The organism is Sphingomonas jaspsi DSM 18422 (assembly GCF_000585415.1).
GTDB classification, from domain to species: Bacteria; Pseudomonadota; Alphaproteobacteria; order Sphingomonadales; family Sphingomonadaceae; genus Sphingomicrobium; species Sphingomicrobium jaspsi.
Genome location: NZ_KK073876.1, coordinates 1,032,033 through 1,055,209, shown reverse-complemented (window position 1 = coordinate 1,055,209; position 23,177 = coordinate 1,032,033). Strand labels below are relative to the sequence as shown.

Annotated in this window: 19 protein-coding genes and 1 other annotated feature; of the genes, 3 read left to right on the top strand and 16 right to left on the bottom strand. The window is 68.0% G+C overall.

Going from position 1 to position 23,177, the window contains the following annotated elements:
- Window positions 1-6: 6 nt before the first annotated feature.
- The 16 genes from G570_RS05345 to G570_RS05270 all read right to left on the bottom strand — a co-directional run bounded on the left by G570_RS05345 (window position 7) and on the right by G570_RS05270 (window position 19,749).
- Entirely contained in the window at window positions 7-2,331 is a 2,325-nt protein-coding gene (locus G570_RS05345) for a peptidoglycan-binding protein (protein WP_037499899.1), read from the bottom strand.
- Between the two features lie 24 nt (window positions 2,332-2,355).
- Window positions 2,356-8,463, bottom strand: a complete 6,108-nt coding sequence (locus G570_RS05340; protein WP_037499896.1) for a S8 family serine peptidase — start codon at window positions 8,461-8,463, stop codon at window positions 2,356-2,358.
- A 12-nt stretch (window positions 8,464-8,475) separates the two neighbouring features.
- Window positions 8,476-9,060 carry a hypothetical protein gene (locus tag G570_RS05335; protein WP_037499894.1) on the bottom strand — a complete coding sequence of 195 codons (585 nt, stop codon included), beginning with the start codon at window positions 9,058-9,060 and terminating at the stop codon, window positions 8,476-8,478.
- 42 nt (window positions 9,061-9,102) lie between these two features.
- On the bottom strand, window positions 9,103-9,687 hold the full coding sequence (locus G570_RS05330) for a hypothetical protein (protein WP_037499893.1): 585 nt from the start codon (window positions 9,685-9,687) through the stop codon (window positions 9,103-9,105).
- Window positions 9,684-10,271, bottom strand: coding sequence for a hypothetical protein (locus G570_RS05325; protein ID WP_037499892.1), 588 nt, complete (start codon window positions 10,269-10,271; stop codon window positions 9,684-9,686). The genes G570_RS05330 and G570_RS05325 overlap by 4 nt, the downstream gene beginning before the upstream one ends.
- Window positions 10,264-11,514 (bottom strand): hypothetical protein, encoded by a 1,251-nt coding sequence (locus G570_RS05320; RefSeq protein WP_037499891.1) that lies wholly within the window; start codon window positions 11,512-11,514, stop codon window positions 10,264-10,266. Before G570_RS05320 ends, G570_RS05325 begins: the two co-directional genes overlap by 8 nt.
- 15 nt (window positions 11,515-11,529) lie before the next feature.
- Window positions 11,530-11,766 carry a hypothetical protein gene (locus G570_RS05315; protein WP_156930330.1) on the bottom strand — a complete coding sequence of 79 codons (237 nt, stop codon included), beginning with the start codon at window positions 11,764-11,766 and terminating at the stop codon, window positions 11,530-11,532.
- A gap of 111 nt (window positions 11,767-11,877) precedes the next feature.
- Window positions 11,878-12,753, bottom strand: coding sequence for an AfsR/SARP family transcriptional regulator (locus G570_RS05310; protein ID WP_084607536.1), 876 nt, complete (start codon window positions 12,751-12,753; stop codon window positions 11,878-11,880).
- Window positions 12,754-12,995: 242 nt separating this feature from the next.
- Entirely contained in the window at window positions 12,996-13,595 is a 600-nt protein-coding gene (gene hisIE, locus G570_RS05305) for a bifunctional phosphoribosyl-AMP cyclohydrolase/phosphoribosyl-ATP diphosphatase HisIE (RefSeq protein ID WP_037499884.1), read from the bottom strand.
- Window positions 13,592-14,359 (bottom strand): imidazole glycerol phosphate synthase subunit HisF, encoded by a 768-nt coding sequence (gene hisF / locus G570_RS05300; RefSeq protein ID WP_037499881.1) that lies wholly within the window; start codon window positions 14,357-14,359, stop codon window positions 13,592-13,594. Before hisF ends, hisIE begins: the two co-directional genes overlap by 4 nt.
- Entirely contained in the window at window positions 14,346-15,074 is a 729-nt protein-coding gene (locus tag G570_RS05295) for a 1-(5-phosphoribosyl)-5-[(5-phosphoribosylamino)methylideneamino]imidazole-4-carboxamide isomerase (RefSeq protein WP_037499878.1), read from the bottom strand. The genes hisF and G570_RS05295 overlap by 14 nt, the downstream gene beginning before the upstream one ends.
- Window positions 15,071-15,661, bottom strand: a complete 591-nt coding sequence (gene hisH / locus G570_RS05290; protein ID WP_037499875.1) for an imidazole glycerol phosphate synthase subunit HisH — start codon at window positions 15,659-15,661, stop codon at window positions 15,071-15,073. Before hisH ends, G570_RS05295 begins: the two co-directional genes overlap by 4 nt.
- Window positions 15,658-17,286, bottom strand: a complete 1,629-nt coding sequence (gene hisC / locus G570_RS13925; protein ID WP_051504057.1) for a histidinol-phosphate transaminase — start codon at window positions 17,284-17,286, stop codon at window positions 15,658-15,660. The genes hisH and hisC overlap by 4 nt, the downstream gene beginning before the upstream one ends.
- On the bottom strand, window positions 17,283-18,545 hold the full coding sequence (hisD, locus tag G570_RS05280) for a histidinol dehydrogenase (RefSeq protein WP_037499872.1): 1,263 nt from the start codon (window positions 18,543-18,545) through the stop codon (window positions 17,283-17,285). The genes hisC and hisD overlap by 4 nt, the downstream gene beginning before the upstream one ends.
- Window positions 18,545-19,438, bottom strand: coding sequence for an ATP phosphoribosyltransferase (gene hisG, locus G570_RS05275; RefSeq protein ID WP_037499869.1), 894 nt, complete (start codon window positions 19,436-19,438; stop codon window positions 18,545-18,547). The genes hisD and hisG overlap by 1 nt, the downstream gene beginning before the upstream one ends.
- Window positions 19,435-19,749 carry a YerC/YecD family TrpR-related protein gene (locus tag G570_RS05270; protein ID WP_037499866.1) on the bottom strand — a complete coding sequence of 105 codons (315 nt, stop codon included), beginning with the start codon at window positions 19,747-19,749 and terminating at the stop codon, window positions 19,435-19,437. Before G570_RS05270 ends, hisG begins: the two co-directional genes overlap by 4 nt.
- A gap of 161 nt (window positions 19,750-19,910) precedes the next feature.
- Window positions 19,911-20,015, top strand: a sequence feature (Trp leader region).
- 28 nt (window positions 20,016-20,043) lie between these two features.
- Between G570_RS05270 and aroF the strand changes: the two genes are divergently transcribed.
- Genes aroF through G570_RS05255 form a run of 3 tightly spaced genes read left to right on the top strand, consistent with a single transcriptional unit; the run spans window position 20,044 to window position 23,176 of the window.
- Window positions 20,044-21,057: a 3-deoxy-7-phosphoheptulonate synthase gene (gene aroF / locus G570_RS05265; RefSeq protein ID WP_037499862.1), complete on the top strand. Its 1,014-nt coding sequence runs from the start codon at window positions 20,044-20,046 to the stop codon at window positions 21,055-21,057.
- The gene (locus tag G570_RS05260; RefSeq protein ID WP_051504055.1) at window positions 21,054-22,565 is read left to right on the top strand and encodes a chorismate-binding protein; all 1,512 of its coding nucleotides are present in this window, start codon (window positions 21,054-21,056) and stop codon (window positions 22,563-22,565) included. The genes aroF and G570_RS05260 overlap by 4 nt, the downstream gene beginning before the upstream one ends.
- On the top strand, window positions 22,562-23,176 hold the full coding sequence (locus G570_RS05255; RefSeq protein ID WP_037499859.1) for an anthranilate synthase component II: 615 nt from the start codon (window positions 22,562-22,564) through the stop codon (window positions 23,174-23,176). Before G570_RS05260 ends, G570_RS05255 begins: the two co-directional genes overlap by 4 nt.
- The last annotated feature ends 1 nt before the right edge of the window (window position 23,177 follow it).

The following is a 23,177-nucleotide window of genomic DNA, read 5'->3' as shown; positions in this document are numbered from 1 at the left end:
GTCGGATCAGCCGCAGGCAGCGGGCGGGTCGACGACGCGGTCGCGGATGAGCCCGCACTTGAATTCGCCGATGTCGCTTCCGTCGTTGGGGCAATAGCGAAGGACGCGCGCGCTGGTGCCCGGCGACAGCCAGGCCGACGCGCTGGCGACGCCGTCTTCGAATGTGCTGGCGGGGCGGTCGAGATGTTCGGACCACAAGTCCATCCGCATCTTCTGCGCGAAGGTGAGTTCACCCCGGCGGCGCGGTGCGCTGTCGTCGAAGATGAAGGCGTCGATTTCGCTGTCATGCTGCCAGCCGCGCCGATTGCAGTTGGCCGACCCGATAACCGCCAGTTCGTCGTCGAACACCCAGCATTTGGCATGGACGTAGGTGTGCCGCCCGAAGGTCGGCGTGAAGCTACGGCCGCTGGTCGAACAAGGCGGCGGGGCAGCGGGAACCGGCGGGCTGACCAGCTGGAACAACCTCACCTTGGCCGCCTGCGCCGGCGACAGGCCCGACGTCAGCTCATCGACGAAATCGCGTCGATAGGTCCAGATGCAGGGCGTATCGCTGTTGATGTCGCTGGCCGACAGCACGATCGTCAAATGGTCGATCCGCGCCAGCGCCGCCCTGAGGTGGCGGGCCGCGTCCGGATTGATGAGATATTGGTCCTCCATATAGATGAAGCGCTGCGCATGATCGATCGCGGCGATCAGCCCGCGCTGGATATTGCGCTCGCACGGCATCCCCGACCCGCGCCGCGGGTTGAAGGTCCGCCCGACCGCAACCGAACAGCTTTTTCCCGTCGAGCTCTTGGTTGGCGGGATCGGTTCGGCAATGGCTGCAGGCACGCCTTGGCTACGCCCGCGCAGCGGCATGCGGGCTTCGATCGCGCGGCTGTCGGGATGATGGTCCCAGCGGCGGATGAAGGTGTGCAGCAGGTCGAACGCGCCCGGGCCTTCGACCCGGCAGTGGACGTCGTGCAGCGGATTGCCGCCCCCGCCGCTCATGCTTTCCGGATCGGCGTCGAGCATGTCCATGACCGGCGGCCGCCCGCCCGTGGCCGAACAGACGATGGTCGACGGCAGGATACGGTCGCTGTTGACGTCCAGCCCGCCGGTGAAGCCGACGAGGCCGCCCTCGCCCCCGCCGACTACCAGCAATTTCTGGTGGTGGGTGCCAAGGCTGAGGTGCTCGCCGTCGATAATCGCCGCGCCGCCAGGAAGCGATCGGATGCGGCGGGCCGAGGCATTGTTCTGCGCGATGTGCGTGCGCATGTGCACCGCCGGGTCCCAGAAGATAGCCCGCACCTGCACGCCGCGGCGCGCGGCGTCGGACAGCAGGACCGCCAGCTTGCTGGTCGGGTCGCAGGTGATCATGTCGAAGTCGTCGATGCAGATCCAACCCAAGAGGTAGATGAACGCGTCGCCCCCGCTTGCCGATCGGATCGCGGCGACCATCGCGTCGTAGCCGGCCAGCGCGGCGTGCGCCGGATTTTCCGCGTCGACCAGGTGGCGAACGGCATTGCCGGTGCGGATGACGGTACTGGCGTCGAAGGCGCGGGCCAGCAGCGGCCCCCAGCGCGGCGGATCGAGCAGCGATCGGAACGGCGGAACCGGCGGGATCGGCGGGATCGGCCAGATCGGTGGAATTGGCGGGATCGGCTGGACTTGCGGATAAGCAAACGGGGCGACGACCTCGACCCGGCGGTTGTGCGCGGGATCGCCCGGCACCTGCTCACGCTCGCCCCGACTTGAAACCTCGAACGCGACGGCCGTCGCGGGTGCGCCCCATTGCGTCATGCGCGCCCTGATCGCGTCGGCGACCGCCGTCGCCCGGCGCAGGCCCAGCGCGTCGTTGGCCTGGTCGTCGCCGACCGGATCGGTATGACCGATCACGGTCAGCCGGGTTACCGGGGTCGAGCTCGCAAGGCTTGCGACCAGGCAGGCCGCAATCTGGTCGATCACCGGCAGGTGCTGCGGTTCAAGGCGCGCCTGGCCGAAAGCGAAGCCGTCCAGTTCCTGACGCTTCGGCAGGCCGCGGCAGGCCGGTGGGCCACCGTCCGGCAGCGACGGCGGACGGTCCTGCGGCTGTCCTTCCAAGGCCCTGCGTAATGCCGCCATCGTCAAAGGACCGGCAACACCGTCGGGGGTCAGCCCCTGTTCGCGCTGAAAGGCCTGTACCGCGGCACGCGTGCGCGGTCCGGCGACGCCGTCGACGGTCAACCCGGCATTGCTGACCCGGTTGAGCGCGCTCTGCAGCCAGCGAATGTTCGCCGCCGCATCGCCGCCTTGGCCCGTCTGCGCCAGCGGCGTCAGATAGGGGCGGAGGATTTCGCTAATCATGGCCATGGTTGTTCCTCCTCGGATGGGCGATCAAGGCAGTTCGAAGTGCATGAAGTCTTTCGACTGGTTCCACTGACCGCCCCACCGAAGCCCGACCGCGAGGAAGGCTTCGATCAGGGCAAGGTCGAGCGTGCACAGGCCGGTGGTGGCCCAGCCCTGCAGCCGTTCGAGCGTGCGACGGTTGCGCAGGGCGCGGACGATCGCGGGATCGGTCTGCGTCGCTACCCACTGGCTGTTGAAGTCGCGGCTGAACTGGTCGCTTGCCGCGCGCAGTCGCGCCGGATCGCGGGTGCGCAACAGGTCGACGCCGGTCACCGCATGGATGACGGCGAATTCGTCGTGCCACGCCCTTTGGATGTGCGGGTTGGTGCGAGGGTTGATGTCGAACGCCAAGCCCAACGAATGCAGGCTGAGCGAGGCGTTGTCGCGCATGGTGCGCACGTTCAATGACCAGAAGGAGGTCACGGGCGGCGTCACCTGATGTCCGCGCAGCATCGCCTCCGCCTCGGCAAGCGGCGCGACGAAGCCACGGTGGCCCGGCGTCCGATGCCCCATGAAATTCAGTTCTGTCATATTGTCGGCGAGGTAGGCCGCGGCATCCGCCACCCCGCGCGCGGCGAATTTCGGCGCCATGTCGAAATAGGTGTCGAACTGGTTGTGGAAATGGTGATGGACCCGCGGATGGGCATCCCATTGGCTGCGTGCTGTCGCTTCGTCGGGCGGTGTCGCACGTCCTTGCGGCCTGACGCTGGCGAGGCGATGTCCCGGTCGCGCAGCACTCGTTGCGGGCTGCGGATCGGTTTCCTGCCTCGGCCTTTCCTGAGACGAGGGCCGGGCAGGAACCGTCGGCGGCGCGGCGCTTGCCGACGCGTCGAGCGGTAGCTGCAGCATCCCGCGGAGCAGGCCGACTACCCGGTCGCGATAGAGGTGTGCGCCATAGTCGGCGCTACCGCTGATCCGCCGCCCCATGAGGAAGATCGAACCGGCCTGCCCGCGATGGCCGGGCGCTGGGACGGCATTGAGGATGTCGGCCTGCCGGCTCATGATGCGGTAGCCGGGGGAATGGAGGGCAAAAGCCATGCCCAGCGTTTCGGGCAGCGCGAACAACTGTTCCCACTGGGCATTGGTGCTGGCGGTGCAGGCGTCCTGATCGGACATAGCGGCCCACGCCGACGCCAGCGCCGTCAGCACGGGATTGCTGCCACGGTAGGTCTTCACCGTCTGGACCAGCCGCAGATAGGCCGGCCTGCCGGTCGTCTGGATGATCCCGCGGCCGCGGAACTTGTAGAAGTCGGCTTCGCGGATGAAGGCGGTGTCGGCAACATGCTCGTCGGTCGGCACATGGTCGGCCGGATATTGGTCGCCGTTCCACACGCCGTTGTCGTCGTCGCCGTGATGCGCGAAGCGATCTGCGCCGCCGAGCGAGCCATGGGCGCGGATGTAGACCGGATCGTTGAACAACGACCCCGCGGTGCGCCCGCCGCTCAGCCGATTGTAGCTGGCCTTGAAGTGGCCCGGACGCAGTTCGATGCGATCGAAGAAATAGGCCAGTCCGCGATGATGGCCGCGTGAATCGGTTCGCCCCCCGCCACCGCGCCCGCTGGATTCGGTGCGGCCGGCGAAGTTACCGTCGGTCTCGTTCAGCACGATCGCCATCAGGGATGCGAACTCGAGCAGGCTGATCGACGGCTGGCGATAGGCGAGGTCGAGCCGGTCCCAGAAGCGGCGGAAGCGCTCCCTCGCCTCGTCCCCGGTCGGCACGCGCAGGACGCCGCCCCGGCCCGGCCGCACGAACGGTCCATGGCCGGACAAGGTGCGGTTGAACCAGTCGGCAAAGCCGCCGGCCTGTGTGAAAAATCGCTCCAGACCCGCGCTGTCGCTGAAGGTGCAGCGCGCCAGCCGGTCGACCTCGGCCTGGGCCAGGCCTTCCGAGGGGCCGTCCGTATCCATGTCAAATTCGAACCCGCCGTCGGCCGCGTCATGCGGCGTCTGGCGGCGCGGCGCGCGAGGCTGGCCGAGGCCGAGATCGGCGGTAGCATCGGCCAACAATCGCCAGCCGAACCGGCGCGGAATGTCGTTGTGCTGGACCGGCACCGGCTCAGCACGGAAACGCGCCGCGAGATCGGGGTGTCCGGCCAGCGCCGGCGCAATCGCCGCCGCCACCGCGTGACTGTTTCGCGCGGTGCCTTCGCCTTCGCGGAACATGATGCGCAACGCCGACGTCGCGCCCCGCCCGGACGACAGCCGATCCTGCGCCCAGCGGATCAGCGGCGCGGGATTGTTGTAGAGCGCGTCGAAGCAGTAAATCTCGTCCGGGTCATTCTCGGCCAGCAGCCGCATGATCGCCGCGCCGCCGCCCGAATGCCCGGTCAGGATCACCCGCCCCGGCTGTGCATTGGCGATACCTGCGGACGCCGCGAACCGTTCGAGCGCGAAGCGGATCAGCGCATTGAACGCCCCGCTCGCGAACAGCGCGGGAAAATCATAGCCCATGTGGGTTCGCCCGCCGTAATAATTGCCGCGCGGCATGATGCAGAGCGTCGGCGCCGTGCGCCCGGTAGAGCCAGGGTGATCGGGATCGAAGAAATCGAGTCCGCTGATCGGCAACTTGTCGCGGTCGATCCGCATCGCCGCGCCATGACCCGAAAAGCCATGGAGGTGCACCACCACGTCGACCCGGCTGGTGCCCGCCGGCATGTCGTTCCAGCGCAACAGCAGGTCGGGCGACGTTCCCCGGTGCGATGCCAGCAGCGGCACATGTTCGACCGTTTCCTGTCCGGCGCTGGTCCCGGTCGGGATGCCGACCGCACGAGCCACATTCCTTGCCTGGCTGCGGACCTGTCCCGCAACGCTGGCGATCGACTGGGCGGCCTCCAGGAAGGCCAGCGCGCGCCAGCTTCCTTCGTCCATGATCCCGCTCGGGCTTGGCACCATTGCCGGCGGCGCAAGCCGCTGCATCGACTGGACCGCCGCCTGCAGCCGCGGGCCATATTGGCCGTCCTCGGCCAGCGGCATGTTGGCAAGGCCGGGCATGCCGGCCGCTTCGCGCCGCTGGTGAAGTTCGTTCAGTCGCCGTTGCAGCGCGACGACGTCGGGCCCGTGCGCTCCGGGCGCGAGGCGGGGGTGGGCCGGGTCGTCTTCGCCGTCGCTGTCCCCGCCGACATAGCCTTCCGGCATCAGCCGCAGGATCATCGTGTCGAGCGACACGATGTCAGCGGCATTGGTCAGCCGCCGGGCAAATCCTTCGTCCTGGGTCCGCCGCATCGGCCACGCCTCGACCACCTGGACGTAGCGTCCCGGTAGCGGGTCGCCCCGGCCTTCAGGCTGCAAGCCACGCTGGCCGAGTCGGTCGAGACTGATCAGTTCGGGGCTAGCCACCACCGATAGCTGGACGAAGCGTTGCCCCGGGAACATGCGCAGCATGATGTCGCCGCGCCGCGGGCGACGTTCGTCGAGCGCCGCGCCCGGCGACAGGATGATCCGCGCCGCCCGGCCGAGCAGGCGCAGGCCGGATTCCTCGCCGTGCCGAACGCGCGAGAAGAGCTCGTAAAGCGAGGTCGACGCTTCGCCCTCGCTCTCGGCATTGCCGGTGCCGACACGCTCGCCCAGCATGCGGCAGAGCGCATCGCTGCCTTCGGGCACGGCCTCCAGGCTTTCCGCCGCCTGGATCAGCTGTTCGGCCTCGTAGCGCGCGTCGACCTCGCGATAGTCGTCGAGTGCCCATTCCTGCTGCAGCGCCGCGATCCGCCCGGCCTCTTCCAGCATTGCCGCGTCGGCTTCGGCATCGGCTTGTTCTGCATCGGTGTCGAAATCCGCATCCTCGCCCAGCTCGGCCTCGGCGACGGCCAGTTCGGTGGCGGTCGACACGGGGTCCTGCGGCAGGTCGAGCGCGGTCACGATCGGCTGGTCGAGAGGCGTCGGCATGGTCACGACGGTTCCCGGTGCGCCGGGCTGGACGACCACCTGGCCGGGGTTGACGATCGTGGTGGGCCCTGCCGCCGGCGCGGGCGGGGTGGTTCCGCCGAGCGGTATGCCGATCGAGAAGGGGCTGTTGCGCCCGCCGATGGGGACGCCGATGCCCAGGCCGCCCGATCCGCCGATGGGGATCTGGAACTGGAACGGCAGGCCGCCGCCCCACCCGCCCCGTCGGCGGTAGCCGTCGCCTAACGCGTCACTGCCTTCGGCGAGCGATTCCGCTTCGTCGAGTTCGGCTTCGTCTCCCTCCATGGTCGCGAAAAATTCTTCGTCGGTGGCGAATTGTTCGTCGTCGGCCATCTCCAGTTCGCTGTCGCTGTCGCAAACATGGCCTTCGCCGGTCTGCTCGAATTCTTCCTGGCTGGACATGATGGCCTCCTGCATGTGGGGCACCCGGAATTGCGGGCGGGGACTGAGCGGCGGCTGCCGCGGGATGGGAAGGGCCGCGCGGACCGGCAGCGACCGGCAGGCGGCGATGGCGGCCGCGGGATTGAGATATCCGGCGCCGAGCCGTTCGCGGTCGGATTCCGCGACCGGATCGGCGGTCTCGACCACCAGCGCACTGACATCATCGATGCTGAGCGGTCGGCCCGCGCAATCGAACAGCATGGCGATGGTCCCGGCGACGGCCGGTGCGGCCATGCTGGTTCCCGACATGCGTGTCGCCGAAGGCGCTGCGCCGCCGCTGTGCGGTGTCGATCGGGGGCCGAGCACCTTGACGCCGGGTGCCGCCACGCGCGGCGTCGACGTGCGCCCGTCGCGCGTCGGGCTCTGGCTGGAAAAAGGCCCGGGAGGCCGGTCCGGCTGGTGCGCGTCATAGGCCGCAACCGCAATCGTCGCGAACCCGTTGCAGATCGTGCCGACCGTGCTGCGGGGGTCGTCGTCGGAATCGGAAAAGCGCAGCCGCGCGGCCCCCGCGGGATCGCGTTCTACCCAGGCGTGGACCCGGCCATCGCCGATCGACAGCGCTTCGAACGTCATGGTGTAGGCTCCGGCGGGCGCATCGCCATGAAGGAACAGCGACACTTGCCGGTCGCCGTTGTTGGGGTCGTCGCCGCGATGGTACAGCCGGCCAACGATTCGATGGCCATTGGTGAGGTCGGACGTTCCGCCCGGGTCAAGCGGTGTCGTCGCCAGCCCGTCAGGCCCCGTGCAGCCGATCCGCAACCGGTCATTGCGCGAATACCAGATGTCGAGTTCCGCCTTGCGCTGCCCTGCTGCCAGCTGGAGGGTGAGGCTGCGCCGTTCGCCCGGCGTCATGAGCAGGTGGGTGTGGGCATGCTTGTTGCGGTAGTTGCCGCAACTCATCGTCATCGCCCGGCCTGTGCGGCGGGTGAGGAAATAGTCCAGCGCCTGTTCGGTCAGCGTCAGCCCGTCATGCTGGCCGGCCTGGCGGCCCAGGCTGGCATTGACCACGAGGCAGCGATCGCCGGCACACCGGTCGGCGAAATCGATGCCTTCCAGCAGGTCGGTGGAGTTGCCCAGCGGCTGCGGGCCGGCCGGGGTGCGGGTCGACAGGTCGACGAACAACAGGTCGGCGCCGGGCGCGTAGCCTGCCGGGATGTCGGGCAGCGCCGAGCCGCCGGCGATGCCGAGCGTGTGGGTGCCGTGGCTGCCGCGACCGCTGTCCGAACTCCACCAGCGATAGCCGAGCGCGCGAAACGGATCGGGCGTCGCCAGCGCCGCGTTGATGTCGGCGCGGCTGTGGATCCGCCCGAAGCCGTAAATGTTGGGCCGCGCCGGATCGTATCGACCCGCCTGGTCCCACAAGGCGACGAGGCGGGTGCTGCCGTCCGAGTTGCGAAAGGCAGGGTGGGTGAAGTCCAGGCCCCAGTCGAGATGGCAGAGCACCACCCCGCGCCCGGTCGGCATGTCGGGCGATCGGCGGTGGTCGGACGTCAGCACCGTCAGGTCGTCGAACCCGACTTCTTCCTCATCGCCCGCCGTGGCGGCCGTATAATCCTGCGGCTTTTTCATGCTGGCGACGAGGTCGCGGACCGCGAAAATGTCGCTGCGCAGGATGCGGGCCGTGTGGATCAGGCCGAAGCTGGCGACGGCGCGAACCGCCGCCGGCATCTGCTGTCCCGGGTGCAGCCGGATGATGACCGGTACGACATCATCCGGTGCGCCTTCATGGAACAGTTCGACCAGAGCGCTTTCCACGGCCCGCCCCCATTATGTCGGCTTCTTGGTGGACGGCTTCACCGCCGCTGCGCCGGTCTGCTCGACGGATTGACTGGCCTGGCTCGATTGGGTCGGTGTGTCGGGCACCGCCGCCGCGGCATCGGCCGCCGCCGTTGCCGCCTCCTTCGCGCTGGACGAACCCTGTTCCCGCAGCCAGGCGGCGATCGCCGTCAGATTGGCCTTGAGGTCGCGGTCCTCCTCTTCTTCGGCTGGCTCGAACTGCTTGACCGCGTCGAGGAAGGCCTCGGCACAGCGATTGAGGCGGTCCTGCGCGCGCAACTTTCCTTCGGCCATCCGCTCGGCCTCGCGCTCGTCGGCCTGCATCTGCTCGAAGTCTTCACGGTCCCGGCGCTGCCGGTCGGCGAGCGTCGACCGCTCTTTCCCCACGAACGTCGGCCGATCGTCCGGCTGCGCCGAAGCCACTGCCGCGGGCACGATCGACAGCGGACCTTCGAGCGCCCATGCGGCCACGACGCAGGGCACGCGCAGATCGTCACGTGCGTCGCTGACCATCGCGGTGGCAATCAGTGCCCTCACCGCGGGGTCGCGCAACAAGTCATTGGGATTGGTGGACATCGTAAGTCTCCCCGTTGGAGGACGTCATGATCGGCGCCTGGCCTAGTCGAAGGCCTTGGCAGCGAAGGCGATCGCGGCGATCGCGATCAGGTTGTTGTTGCTGCCGCCGAGAAGCGAGTTGGTGCTGCTGCCGCCGGAGGAGGATCCCGTCCCGCCGAGCGTCCCGGACGGAAGCAGGTGGACCAGCGGCGCCAGCTTCTGCACCTTCGGACTGGCGTTGGCGGTCAGCATCGGCACCAGCGCCGACAGCGTCTGCGTGGTGCGAAGGTCGCCCTGCAGCTTGTCCATGTCCTTGCGGGTGATCGACTGCAGCCGCTGCATGTCGGCGATGGAGGTGCGGACGCGGCCGTCGACGGTCTTGATCGCCTTGGCATTGGCGCTGATTTCGCTGCGCGCCCGCGCCAGCGCGGCGTCGAGCTGGGCCTGGGTCACATAATTGCCGGTCGCACCGCCCCCACCGGGCCGCGACGGCGACAGCGGCCGCCCTTGGGCCGTCGGTACCGGGCGCGGGCGCGGACGATTGCGTTCCCACGCGTCGGCACTGTCGTAATCGCTCGATTCACCGTCGCGGAACAGGAAGCTGTCGACGCTTTCCAGTTCGCCGACGTCTACGTCATAGATGCTCATGGTCTCACTCCTGCAATGCTTGAACGAAAAGTCTCGGCGATCCCGGCCGAGCGGGTTCGAGGCACCGGCCTGCCGCGGGTCGGGCGGAAGATTTCCGCTTTCACCCGGTCGAGCGCGGGGCTGACGAACTGATTGAATTCTGCGGGGTCGGGCAGGTCCGAGCCGGGTCGGCCGCGACCGTCGCATTGGTCACAGAGAAGGTCCTCGCCGAAGCAGTTCGGACAGGCCCCCAGCGCCGCCGCGAGCCGTTCCAGGCGGCGGCAATGCGCGCGATTCTCTTCGAGCAGCCGCTCCGACAGGTCGCCGAGTTCGTCGACGATCTCACGATGCTGGGCCGCCATTTCCTCGCGGATCTGCTGGCGCATCTGCTCTTCGTTGGCGCCATTGTCCTTCATCAGCTTGACCAGCATGTCGAGTTCGGGTCCTCCGCCCAGCTGCCCCGACAGCGCGCCAAGCAGCGACTGGGGTGACCCGCCGCCGGTGACGAGGTCGAGGATGGTATTGGCCGACATCGCTGCCTTGGCCGGCTGCGGGTCGAGGCCGAGATCGAGCACGGGCTCGTCGTCGAGATCGCGCTCAGGCATATTCCATGCCTTCCAGCGCATAGTCGCTGTCGAGTTGTTCGTTCAGCGCATCGGCTTCGGCCTGGTCGATGCTGTCCCAGTAAAGCGCGTCGGCGTCGTAGCTGTCCGCTTCGGACGCGGCGTAAAAGTCGCTAACTGCGCCATCGTACTGCGCCTCCCAGCCTACCGCTTCTATCGCGTCGGCGAACCGTTCGCTCTGGGCCGCATTGAGGAGCGCCCACAGATGCGCGGCGCGGTCCGCCGGGTTGGCGGGATCGCCGAAGAAATTGTCGGCACTGTCGGTCATGAAGCTGACTTCTGCAGCCTCCGCCTCGGCGCCCGCGCTTTCGGCCCATTCGTGCGCCGCTACGCCCATCAATTGGCTCAGCAGCTGGGCGAACTGGCCGGTCGGGACAGGCGTCTGGGCCGATCCGACGGGGATGGTCGGACGACCCATCGGGCCCAGCCGCATCGCCCCCAGCGCCTGCTGGATTTCGGGTCGGTTCATGGCGCTGGCGAGTTGCCCGGCCGCGCTGTTGCCGCCGAACAGCCCGGACAATGCGCCTGCGATTTGCGGAGCTGCGCCGAGCAGACCGGAAGCGACACCGCCCATTCCGCCGGGTGCACGGCCTTGCTGACCGCCACCCATCAATCCGCCGAGCGCACCCAGGCCCGACCCGAGACGTCCGCCCATTCCGCCGCCGCCGATCCCGCCGGCGATGCCCGACACGAGGCCGGGCAGTGCCTGGCCGAGCGCTGCGACGCCGCCACGGCCGCCGCCGGTAGCGAACGCGCCGCCGATATTCCCGACTGCCGGGCCGAGCGTCGCGCCGACGCGTCCGAGCGGCGAGAATTGTCCGGCAAGGTTGGTGACGGTGCCGAGGGCATTGCCGACGTCGCGCGCCGCGCCGCTGCCATAGGTTCGCAGTCCCGCGCCGGTACCGCCTAGCGCCGCGCCCGCAATGATGCCTGGCAAGCCCGCGGCCGAACCCGCCATAGCGCCCTGGATCACGCCGCCGCCGATCTGGGCGAGGCCGCCCGCGTTGCGCTGGGCGAAGTGGCCGACGTCGCGCGCGGCCGACGAGATCGCATGGCCGATGCTGCCGAAGATATTTTCGAAATCGGCCTCCATCGCGTCGGCGGATCCTTCACCGAAACTGCCGTCGATCTGTGCGCGAAGCTGCGCCGCCGGGAGCATGGCGAACCGCGGATCGACGATCTGACGAAGATGGGCGTAGGGATCCGACTGGAGCGGGTAATTCATGACAGCCTCCGGGTTTCAGACCGAGCGTTGGGAATGGCGTTCAGGCGGATCGACGATCGATCCGACGAGATCGAACAGGGCATCGCGGCCGGCAAAATGGCCCAGCGTATGACCCGCGAGGTCGAGGACGGTGCCGCGCAGCGGGGACGTGTCGGGATCGGCATCGGCGCAGTCTTCGCGCAGCCAGCGGATGATGATCGTGCTGGTCCGGCTTGGACGGGCCGGCCTGTCTTTCTTGTCGGTGGCAGCCACATTCACGCTCTCCTCCGGTCGCACGATCATGCGCACCGGAGGGGAGTGGCAGCCGTCCGCCACCGGAGCGTCACACGGCCATCACCGTGCCATCACCGATGAAAAAATTTTCTAGCGATCGATCGTCTGGTCGATCAGCGCGAGCGATTGCGACAGCAGGTCGCGCGCAGCGAGAAGGAGCGCGCGATCGCGATCGGGTCGGCGCTTCGGCACCGGCCGCGCTGCCGGCGCAGGGTCGAACATATCAGGTCGACCGGACGCGATGCGTTCCGCCAGCCGGACTGTCTCCGGCATCGGTTCGATCCCCAATTCGCACTTCAGCAGCTCGCGCAGGTCGCGATATTGCGCCAGTGCCATGCCGCGACTGCCGGACCGGTCGTGCGCCGTCATCAGCAACCGCTGCGCATCTTCGCGGAAGGGTTCGACCTCGCACAGCCGCTGCGCACTGTTGCGGGCGCGGTCGATGCGGCCAGCCGCCAGTTCCGCCACGGCAAGCTGATACATGGCATCGAGGAACAGGGTCCGCATCCGTTCGCGCTCTAGGGCGATCCACTCATAGTTGCGCTCGGGCATGAAACTGCCGCGATAAAGCGCCAGCGCGCGACCCAGCCGGTCCCGCTCATTGGCGACATCGAGCAACGCGGGTTCGATCGTAATGCGCTGCGCCCGTCGGACCATCACCGGCGCATCGATCCAGCAATGGGCGAGGTTGAGGCTGATGGTTTCGTCGTGGACGTCGATCAACGCCTGGTCCGGCGGCAGCTTGCTTCGGATCCGCCACAGGGCCGTGGACAGGCAGTGTCGCGCCGCACCTTCATCGCGCTCGGGCCACAAGCCGCCAGCCAACCGCGAGCGGGATAATGAGGCGCGCGGGGCCGCCAGCAATGCCGAGAACATCGGCCACCATATATCTGGCAAGGACTGGATGGGGTGTTGGTGGAAGCGCAATTCTTCCGCACCAAACAGGCGAACGCTCCATGCCGGCATCTTGCGGCAGCCTCCTCCCCGAGCAGCGTCGCGGACTGCGCAAGACGGCGGGAGGCGGAGATCGAATAGCACAGCTAAAAGAGGCGCGGCCGACGCCACGCTATCGAAAAACTGTCATGATCCCCGATACCTCGCCAATGAAGCGAGTCGCAAAATGGACTTACCCACAATTGCGAAAATTATCAACTTACATCAAGTAATTAGCTGTTATTAAGGCGCAACATAACGGTCTCTAAACGACATTACTTACGCTGCTCAAGTTCCGCCGCGACCGAGTCCCAGCCGATATCCTTTGCCTGCAGCAGAACGGTGAGATGATAGATGAGATCGGCAGCTTCGCTGATGAGCTCGTCACGGTCGCCGGCCGTGGCAGCGAGGGCGGTTTCGACGCCCTCTTCCCCGACTTTCTGGGCAATGCGTTTCACCCCTTGTGACAGCAGCCTTGCAGTATAGCTGTCGCTTGGGTCGGCCGACGCCCGGTCGCGCACGCGGTCAGCAAGAGCGTCGAGGAAGTGCGGATTCGCTTCGATATCGCCGAAACAGCTGGGCGTGCCCAAGTGGCAGGTCGGACCTTCGGCATCAACGGTCAGCAATAGTGCGTCACCGTCGCAATCGGCGCGCGCCGCCACCAGCCGCAGCCGGTTGCCGCTGATTTCGCCCTTGGTCCAGAGCCGCTGCTTGGATCGGCTGAAAAATGTCACGAACCCGCTGTCGATCGTCGCCGCCAGCGCATCGCGGTTCACATAGCCAACCATCCTCACCGCGCCGTCGCTGCGGTCCTGAACGATAACGGGGATGAGGCCGCCCATCTTGTCCCAAGCCAGCGTGTCGGGATCGATCATGGCCGAACCTCCAGTCCCTGGCTCGCGAGATAGTCCTTGAGGTCGGCGATCGCGATGCGGCGGTCGTGAAAGACCGACGCCGCGAGCGCGCCGCTCGCCCCAGCGCGGAAGGCGTCGGCAAAGTGCTGCGGTTCGCCCGCGCCGCCCGAGATGATGACCGGTACGTCCACCGCCGCGACCAAGGCGCCGAGCTGGTCGAGGTCGTAGCCGCGGCGCACGCCGTCGCGATCCATGCAGTTCAGCACGATTTCTCCTGCGCCCAGCGTGACGGCCTGCCGCGCCCAACCGATCGTGTCGCGACCGCTGTCGCGGGTTGCGTCGGGGCGACCGGTAAATTGCTTGACCTGTAGCGTCCCGTCGTCGCCGACCAAGCTGTCGATTCCCAGCACGACGCATTGGCGGCCGAAGGCGGCGGCGAGTTCTGCGAGGAGGTCGGGCCGGTCGAGCGCGGGCGAGTTGACGCTGACCTTGTCGGCACCGGCCGACAGGATGGTGCGGGCGGTATCGACATCGCCGATCCCGCCGGCGACGCTGAAGGGAATGTCGATCACCGCCGCGACGCGCTCGACCCAGGCCGGATCGACGCTGCGCCGGTCGGCGCTGGCCGTGATGTCGTAGAAGACCAGCTCGTCGGCCCCTTCGTCGCGGTAACGTAGTGCGTGTTCGACGATATCGCCGATGACGCGATGGTCGCGAAACTGGACACCCTTCACCACCTGCCCGTCGGCCACGTCCAGGCAGGGAATGATCCTAGCCGCGGGCATGTGCTATCCCTTCGGCGACACTGAACCGTCGCTCCCAGATGGCCTTGCCGACGATCGCCCGACGCGCGCCGGTCGCGCGCAGCACGGTGAGATCGTCGAGACCGCCGACCCCGCCCGATGCCTGCAGTTCGATGGTCGGGAAGCGCTCGGCGATATCCTGCATCAGGTGGGCGTTGGGCCCTGACAGCATGCCGTCGCGGGCGATGTCGGTGACCAGCAGGTGGCGGACCAGCGGAAAGTCTTTCAGCACCGCATCCAGCGTACGCCCGGACCCCGTCAGCCAGCCATGGGTCGCGACCATCGGGACACCGTTTTCAACCCGCACGTCGAGCGCGAGTGTCAGCCGGTCGGGCCCGAAATCGGCCAGCATCGCGCTGAACAGCGCGGGATCGTCGAGCGCGAGACTGCCGATGACCACGCGGTTGACGCCGTTCAGCAGCACCCGTTCGACCTGCGCATGGGTGCGGAAGCCGCCCGCGACCTGCAGCTTCAGCGGCGAGGCCATGGCGAGGTCGACGAACAGGCCATGCTGGCGCGGCTCGCGCGCCTTCGCGCCGTCCAGATCGACGAGATGGGCTTCCTCCGCGCCGCCCTCGACGAACCCGGCAAGCGCGGCCGCGGGGTCGTCGTCGTAGGTCGTCTCACGATCGAAGTCGCCCTGTTCGAGCCGCACGCAGCGGCCGCCGATAAGGTCGATGGCGGGAAGGAGTTTCATGAGCGCAAGAAAGCTTTCAGGAAATTGGCGCCCGGCGACGACGAGCGTTCAGGGTGGAACTGCGCGGCCCAGAGGTGGCCCAGCCGGATCGCGGCCGGCACCGTCGCGTCGCCATACATGCTTGTTGCCGACGTCGCCGTCCCGTCGGGGCAGACATAGCCGTGGGCGAAATAGACATAGTCGCCCGCATCGACGCCGGTACCGTCGGTGGCGGCTTCGATCCGGCTCCAGCCCATGTGCGGAACGGGAAAGCCGGGCTTTGGCGCAAGTGCGCGAACCTCGCCCGGAAGAATGCCGAGCAGATCGATCCCGCCATCTTCCTCGCTGCGCTCAAACAGCAATTGCATCCCTAGGCAGATGCCGAGCGTCGGCCGGGTTCGCGTCGCCAGGGTCTCGTCGAGACCGGTCTCGCGCAGCCGTTGCATCGCCGTTCCTGCCGCTCCGACACCCGGCAGCACCAGCCGCCCTGCCCCCGCAGCTACGGCCGGGTCGTCGGTCAGCCGGGGATCGGCTCCCAGTCGTTCGAACGCCAGCGCGATCGAACGCGTATTGCCATAGCCAAGGTCGAGGATGGCAAGCGCGGTCACAGCATGCCCTTGGTCGATGGGAGCGCGTCGCCCCTGCCTTCGATCGCCAGCCCTTGCCGAAGCGCGCGGCCGAACGCCTTGAAGCAGGCTTCGACCTTGTGATGATCATTCTCGCCGGACACGCGAACGTGGATCGCCGCACCAAGGCTGTCGGCGATGCTACGGAATATATGCGGCACCATTTGCGTCGGCAGGTCGCCGACGGCAGGGGTCGCGAAGCTGCCGTCGAACCGGGCAAAGGGTCGGCCCGACAAGTCGATAAGCACCTGCGCTTCGGTTTCGTCCATCGGCAGGGCGAAGCCGAAGCGGCCGATGCCGCGCTTGTCGCCAAGCGCCCGGTTCAGCGCGGTGCCCAACGCGATCGCGACATCTTCGACGCTGTGGTGTGGGTCGATGTCGGTGTCGCCGTCGCAGGCCAGCGTCAGCGCGAACCCGCCATGCGCCGCGACCTGGTCGAGCATATGGTCGAAGAAGGGAACGCCGCTGTCGATCTGCCGCGGCCCGTCGCGGTCGAGGTCGATGGCAAGCGCGATCCGCGTTTCCTTGGTATCGCGAACGACGGACGCTCGGCGGCCGGGCCGGTCGGCGGCAAGACCGAACACGCCGAGGACGGCTGCATTTTCCTCCGCTGTACCGACCGTAATCCGGACGCCGCCCGGCGCCGCGTTGGGGCGGAAGCGGACGCGGACGGCGGCGGCAGCCAGCCGTCGCGCCAAATCCTCCGGATCGGCCACCTCAAGGAAAAGAAAATTGCCGCCCTCGCGAACGCTCCGGATCTCATCGACCCCGCGCAGCGCCCCGGCCAGTCGCGCGCGCTCGGCCAACAGATCGGCGACCCGCTGGCGGTGGATCGGCATCCGTTCGGGGCCCAGCGCGTCGAGGGCCGCGGCGATGCTCGGGCCGGGCAGCGGATAAGGCGGCGACACGCGCGATACCAGGTCGACCAGTTCGGGCGATCCGATGAGGCATCCGATGCGCGCGCCGGCGAGGCCATAGGCCTTGGACAGGGTGCGCAGCACGGCCACATTGCCCTCGGCTTCGGCAGCCAGGCTGGGCTGGTCCGAAAATTCGCCATAGGCCTCGTCGGCGATGACCAGCGTATCGGGCAGTGCGCCCGCGATGCGGCGAACGTCGGCCGGATCGACCGGCGTGCCGGTCGGGTTGTTGGGCGTGCACAGGAACAGCAGCTTCGGCCTAGCGTCCCGGCACGCCGCGATCACCGCATCGGCATCGAAGCGGAAGTCGTCGGTGAGGCGCGCCCTCACAACGTCCGCCCCCTGCACCCGTGCGAACTGGGCATAGGCGGAAAAGGTCGGCTCGACGATGGCGATGCTGTCCCGCCCCGCTTCGCAAAATGCGCGGATGAGCAGGTCGATCGCGTCATCGCTGCCACGCGTCACCCACAGCCGGTCGGCGGTCACGCCATAAAGGTCGGCCATCCGGCGACGCAGCGACAGGGGTTGCGGATCGGGATAGCGATTGATCCCCGGCTGCCCCTGGACCAGCGGCAGGTAGGGATTTTCGTTGGCGTCGAGCCGGACGGTGCCGGGCACGGGTGCACCGGCGATGTCGACCGGCGGCAGCGCAAGGATCGCAGGGCGCGCAAGGCGTTGGACGATACTCATGCCTCCGCCCTCGCCTCGGCCGCGCGGGCATGGGCTTCCAGCCCCTCCAACCGCGCGAGCGCGGCGGCCGGCGCGGCCAGCGCGGCGGCAGCGCGCGGGGTGATCCGCTGCACGGTTACCGCCTTCATGAAGGTCAATGTCGACACGCCGCCGGTAAACCGCGCAGCGCCGTCGGTCGGCAAAACATGGCTCGACCCGGCAAGGTAATCCCCGAAGCTTTCCGCGGCTTTGTGGCCGACGAAGATCGCCCCGGCGTTGCGGATGTCACGGACCATCGCCGATGCGTTCTCGCACGCCAGCGTCAGATGTTCCGGCGCATAGGCATTGGCGATCTCGGTCGCCTCTGCCAAGTCGCGGCAGCGGATGAACCGCGTCGGCGCATGGTTCCCGCCCATCGCCGTGGACTGCGCCGTCACTTCGCGATCGACCGTATCGATCAGCGCGGCCGACGGCGACACCAGCAGCACCTGCGCCTCCATATCATGCTCGGCTTGGCTGAGCAGGTCGGCAGCGACGGTCGCGGGGTCGGCGCTGTCGTCGGCGATCACCAGCAACTCGCTCGGCCCTGCAGGCAGGTCGATCCCGGGGCCGCCGGGCATGGCGGACACCAGTGCCTTGGCCGCCGCCACCCAGGCGTTGCCCGGCCCGCAGATGCGGTCGACGGCAGGAATGTCGCCCGCGCCGAACGCCAAGGCAGCGATCGCCTGCGCACCGCCCAAGATCCAGATATGCTCTATCCCGCAAATCTCCGCCGCCAGCGCGATGGCGGGATCGAGCGTGCAATCCGGCCGCGGCGGCGTCACCACCACCAGTTCGTCAACCCCCGCCACGCGCGCCGGGATCGCCAGCATCAGCAAGGTGGAAAAAAGCGGTGCCTTGCCGCCCGGCACATAGAGGCCGGCGCGCCGGATCGGCCGCCATTCCTTGGCGACGCTAAGGCCCGGGTAGGTGATGACCTCGGTATCGGTCGGCATGGTCTGGCGGTGGAACGTCTCGATGTGCCGGGCCGCGAGCCGGATGGCGGCCTGGGTCGCGGCGGGCATCATGTCGCGGGCCAATGCGGCAAAGGGGGCGACCGCCAGCCGCCGCGGCTCGGCTCGGTCGATCCGCCGCGCCTGATCGACGAGGCCGTCCCAGCCGCGGACACGGACGTCGTTGACGATGTCACGTACCGAAGCCAGCATGGCCCCATCGTCGCGGCCACGCGGTCGTGCCAGCGCCTCCGCGCGGCGATCGTCGTCGGACCAATCGTACCGCATCACATCATCATCTTTTCGATCGGCATGACGAGGATCGCCGACGCACCGGCGCGCTTCAGCTTTTCCAGCGTCTCCCAGAACACCGATTCCTGGCATACCGCCTGGACCGCGACGTGACCGGGCCGGCCGATCAGCGGCACGACGGTGGGCGCTTCGGCGCCCGGCAGGATTTCGGTGATGGCCGGCAACGCCTCTTCGGGCGCGTTGAGGACGATATATTTGCTTTCCGCGGTCGCGATGACGCCGTCGATGCGGGTCAGCAAGGCGGCGACCTTTTCGCTGTGCGGCCCGTCGACCGGCTTCAGCGTGCGCACGAGCACCGCCTCGCTGTCGAACACGTCGGCAACCGGCGCCAGCCCGTTGGCTTCGAGCGTCGCCCCGGTCGAAACGAGGTCGCAGATGAAGCGGGCGATCCCCAGTCGCGGCGCCAGTTCGACCGCGCCGCGCATGGTGACGATGTCCGCCTCGATGCCATTGTTGTCGAGGAAGCGCGCAAGGAGGCGCGGGTAGCTGGTGGCGATGCGCTGGCCAGCGAGCATCTTCAGGTTGAAGTAGGTAAGGCTGTCGGGTGCGGCGATCTTGAGGCTGCACTTGCCGAAGCCGAGCCGCGCGACCTCCTCGATCCGGGGTTCGGTGAGGCCGAGCGTATATTCCTCGAGCACATTCTGGCCGACGACGCCTAGTTCGCACACCCCGTCCGCCACGAAGGTGGGGATGTCGTCATCACGCACGAACATCAGGTCGAGCGGGAAATTCTCGGCGCGCGCGCTGAGGTTGTTCTTCCCGCCTTGCGCCAGCCGCAGGCCGGCGTCCTTGAGCAGCTGGCGCGACTGGTCGCTGAGCCGCCCCGACTTCTGGATCGCCATGTGCAGGCGGTTGCGGTCAGGGCTCATCGCGCCGCTCCCATGCGGTCGAGCAGGATGCGATATCCGCCATTTTCTTCCTGCCGCAGGAAGCGGGCCACGCGGACGATCGTCGTCGTGCTGACCCCCGTGGCATCGTGGATCTCGCGATAGGTGAGTTCGCCCGCATCGAGCAGCTTGGCGACATGCCAGCGTTCGGCGAGCGTGTGGATCTCTGCCGGGGTGCAAAGGTCGGCCAGCAGGGCGCGGGCTTCGGCCTTGTCGTTGAGCCGGACGAGCGCCTCGGCCAGCTCGTCGGCAAGGGCGGCTCGGGCCGCGGAAAGTGTGGGTGCGTCGGTCATTTTGTTACAGCGTGATAAAACAATGGAACGCCTCTAGGTTCCACCCGTCCGGTTGGCAAGCCAAATTTTCCCGCTTGACAGTCCCCCGCCCTTTTGGTCCCCTAAAGGCCATGCGTGACCTTCAGCGCCTTGCCCTGACCCCGAACCATGCGACCGCGTCGCAGGGTTGGTGGTGGCGCTCGCCCGAACGATGGCGCGCGCGCGGCTGATTCCTGATACCAGGCAAATCTGACCCAAGGGCCCGCCATCCGAGCGGGCCTTTTTGTTTTTCCACCCCTTTCGAAAGTTCAGAAAATGATCATCGTGATGAAGCCCGAGGCCAGCAAGGACCATGTCGACGCCCTGCTCGCCCGCATCGCCGACAAGGGGCTGACGCCGCTGCACATGCCGGGTAGCGAGCGGGTTGTGCTCGGCGCGCTAGGCGACGAGCGGGTGCTGGCGGAACTGCAGCTCGAGGCCGATCCGCAGGTGGAATCGGTGAAGCCGATCCTGTCGCCCTACAAGCTGGTCAGCCGCGACATGCACCCCCACGACACCATCGTGAAGATCGGTGATGCCAGTTTCGGCGGCGGCCGCTTCGGCCTCATCGCCGGTCCCTGCGCGGTCGAGAATGAAACCCAACTTCTGGCCAGCGCCAAGGCCGCCAAGGCCGCCGGCGCGAGGGTGCTGCGCGCCGGGGCGTACAAGCCGCGCACCTCCCCCTACAGCTTTCAGGGGCATGGGCCCGATGGCCTTGTCCTGCTCGAAGAAGTCGGGCGCGAAGTCGGCCTGCCGGTGGTCACCGAAGTGATCGAAACCGGCGATGTGGAACTGGTCGCGCGCCATGCCGATGCACTGCAGGTCGGGGCGCGCAACATGCAGAATTTCGCGCTGCTGAAGGCGGTCGGACGGGCAGGCAAGCCGGTCGTGCTGAAGCGCGGCATGTCGGCCAAGGTCGAGGACCTGCTGCTGGCAGCCGAGTATATTCTAGCCGCCGGCAACGACCAGGTGATCCTGTGCGAACGCGGTATCCGTACCTTCGAAACCGCGACCCGCAACACGCTCGACCTCGCCGCCGTCCCGGTGCTGAAACAGAAGAGCCACCTGCCGGTCGTCGTCGACCCCAGCCACGGCACGGGTAAGCGCGACCTGGTTGCGCCGATGGCGTTGGCGGGCGCGGCGGCGGGCGCCGACGGCTTGATGATCGAGGTCCATATCGACCCCGCCAAGGCGCTGAGCGATGGCCCGCAATCGCTCTATCCCGAACAGTTGCTGGCGCTTGGAAAGCAGCTCGAAGCCCTGCTGCCGGTGGTAGGCCGCTCGCTGTGAGCCACGCCGGCAAGGGTGAGGTCGCGGTCGTCGCGCGGCGCCTGACCGGCCAGTTCGATCCGGTCGAACTGGCGGGCGCGCTCGAATCGCCCTCCTTCTTCCGGCGCATGGGCGGCCGCAGCCTGATCCTGGTCGACACCGCGCTGACGATCGAAGCGACCGGACAAGCCGCCCGGGTGGATGCGATCAGCGAAGGCGGCGCGCTCCTCCTCGCGGCCTTGGCCGAACGCCTGTCCGGCCATGTCGCCAGCGACACCGCAACGGGCGCGACCTTCACCTTCGATCTTTGCACCGACCCGGACGAGGCGGTGCGCGCGGCCTCGTCGACCGCGCTCGACCTGCTGCGCGGCGTCCTTGCGACGTTTCGCCCGCAGGACGGCGACGAACCTTTCGCGCTGACCCTGATGGGGGTCATCGGCTTCGACCATGTGGACATGCTGGAGGCGCTGCCCCCTCGCCCGGGCGGTCATTTCCCCGACCTCCTGTTCCAGCTGCCTGAGACCATGGTCGTGGTCGAACCCAACGGGTCGGCGCGGGTGCTGGCGATGGCAGTGGGGAGCGACGACCCGTCCCTCGCCCATCGCCAGCACCATCTGGCGGCCGAACGGCTGGTCAAGGCGGTCGAACGCTGCGAATCCCGCCGCGATGCCCGGATCATCGAAGCGGCGAGGCCGGTATCGGCGAGCACCGACCTCGACGACGATGCGTTCGCCGCCACGGTCGCGCGGCTGAAGGAGCATGTGGCCGCGGGCGATATCTTCCAGGCCGTGCCCAGCCGCCGCTTCACCGCGCCGTGCGACGACAGCGGTGCGGCGTTCCGGCGACTTATGGCCGCCGACCCCAGCGCCTATAATTTCCGCTTCGACAGCGGTCATGGCGTGCTGTTCGGTGCATCGCCAGAAACCGCGGTCGAAATCCGCCGCGACGGATCGAAGCGCTTTGCCGTCGTCCGGCCGATCGCCGGCACCCGGCCGCGCGGTGCGACAGCGGACGAAGACGACCGTAACGAGGCGGACCTGCGCCTCGACCGCAAGGAAGTCGCCGAACATATGATGCTGGTCGACCTGGCGCGGAACGACGTCGCGCGGGTCGCCAAGCCGGGCACCCGCCGCGTCGCGCGCCTGCTCGACACGCTGCGCTTCGCCCGGGTCATGCACCTTGAATCGACCGTCGAGGGCGAGCTTGCCGACGACACCGACGCGGTCGACGTCATCCGCACCTGCATGAATGTCGGGACCCTGTCCGGCGCACCCAAGCTGAAGGCGATCGAACTGATCCGCTCTGTCGAGCCGAGCGCGCGCGGGCCGTACGGCGGCGCGATCGGCTATCTTACCGGCGACGGGACGATGGACACCGCCGTCGTCATCCGTTCGGCGCTGGTACGCGACGGGGTCGCCGAGGTTCGCGCCGGGGCCGGGGTCGTCGCCGACAGCGATCCGCTGAGCGAAGCCGCCGAAACGCGCGCCAAGGCGAGCGCGGTGCTGGCCGCGCTGGGAGCCGCGGCATGAACGTCCTGCTGATCGACAATCGCGACAGCTTCACCTTCAACCTTGCCGACGCGTTCCGCACGGCGGGGGCCACGGTCAACGTGGTGCGCAACGACATCGCCGCCGCCGCTGCGCTGGAACGGGCGATCGACCATCGCGCCGCGCTGCTGCTCTCCCCCGGCCCCGGTGCGCCGCAAGACGCCGGATGCTGCCTCGACCTCATCCGCCTTGCCAAGGGACTGGTGCCACTGGTCGGCATCTGCCTTGGCCATCAGGCGATCGTCGCCGAAGCGGGCGGTACCGTTAAACGCGCCGCCGAGCCTTTTCATGGCAAATGTTCGGCCCTCGACCATCAGGGAAGCGGCCCGTTCGAAGGGTTGCCGAACCCCTTGACCATCGGCCGCTATCATTCGCTATGCACGCCGGTTGCCGACCTGCCACCGCGGCTGACCGTCGATGCCGAACTGGAAGGCATGGCGATGGCGATCCGCGACGACGATGCCGGCCAGCTAGGCCTGCAATTCCACCCCGAATCCATCCTGACGCCCAAGGGCGATCGACTGGTGGCGGCGATGCTGAACTGGGCGCGCGAGCGCCAGACCCACTTCGCCGCCGCACTTGCCGCCGCCTGAT

Excerpts from the sequence above, each read along its gene's own strand:
- G570_RS05270 (WP_037499866.1), bottom strand. The coding sequence starts at position 19,749 with ATGACCGACGCACCCACACTTTCCGCGGCCCGAGCCGCCCTTGCCGAC.
- aroF (WP_037499862.1), top strand. The coding sequence starts at position 20,044 with ATGATCATCGTGATGAAGCCCGAGGCCAGCAAGGACCATGTCGACGCC.
- hisD (WP_037499872.1), bottom strand. The coding sequence starts at position 18,545 with ATGCGGTACGATTGGTCCGACGACGATCGCCGCGCGGAGGCGCTGGCA.
- G570_RS05335 (WP_037499894.1), bottom strand. The coding sequence starts at position 9,060 with ATGTCCACCAATCCCAATGACTTGTTGCGCGACCCCGCGGTGAGGGCA.
- G570_RS05320 (WP_037499891.1), bottom strand. The coding sequence starts at position 11,514 with ATGAATTACCCGCTCCAGTCGGATCCCTACGCCCATCTTCGTCAGATC.
- hisC (WP_051504057.1), bottom strand. The coding sequence starts at position 17,286 with ATGAGTATCGTCCAACGCCTTGCGCGCCCTGCGATCCTTGCGCTGCCG.
- G570_RS05330 (WP_037499893.1), bottom strand. The coding sequence starts at position 9,687 with ATGAGCATCTATGACGTAGACGTCGGCGAACTGGAAAGCGTCGACAGC.
- hisIE (WP_037499884.1), bottom strand. The coding sequence starts at position 13,595 with ATGATCGATCCCGACACGCTGGCTTGGGACAAGATGGGCGGCCTCATC.
- G570_RS05310 (WP_084607536.1), bottom strand. The coding sequence starts at position 12,753 with ATGCCGGCATGGAGCGTTCGCCTGTTTGGTGCGGAAGAATTGCGCTTC.
- G570_RS05255 (WP_037499859.1), top strand. The coding sequence starts at position 22,562 with ATGAACGTCCTGCTGATCGACAATCGCGACAGCTTCACCTTCAACCTT.
- G570_RS05345 (WP_037499899.1), bottom strand. The coding sequence starts at position 2,331 with ATGGCCATGATTAGCGAAATCCTCCGCCCCTATCTGACGCCGCTGGCG.
- hisG (WP_037499869.1), bottom strand. The coding sequence starts at position 19,438 with ATGAGCCCTGACCGCAACCGCCTGCACATGGCGATCCAGAAGTCGGGG.
- hisF (WP_037499881.1), bottom strand. The coding sequence starts at position 14,359 with ATGCCCGCGGCTAGGATCATTCCCTGCCTGGACGTGGCCGACGGGCAG.
- G570_RS05295 (WP_037499878.1), bottom strand. The coding sequence starts at position 15,074 with ATGAAACTCCTTCCCGCCATCGACCTTATCGGCGGCCGCTGCGTGCGG.
- G570_RS05325 (WP_037499892.1), bottom strand. The coding sequence starts at position 10,271 with ATGCCTGAGCGCGATCTCGACGACGAGCCCGTGCTCGATCTCGGCCTC.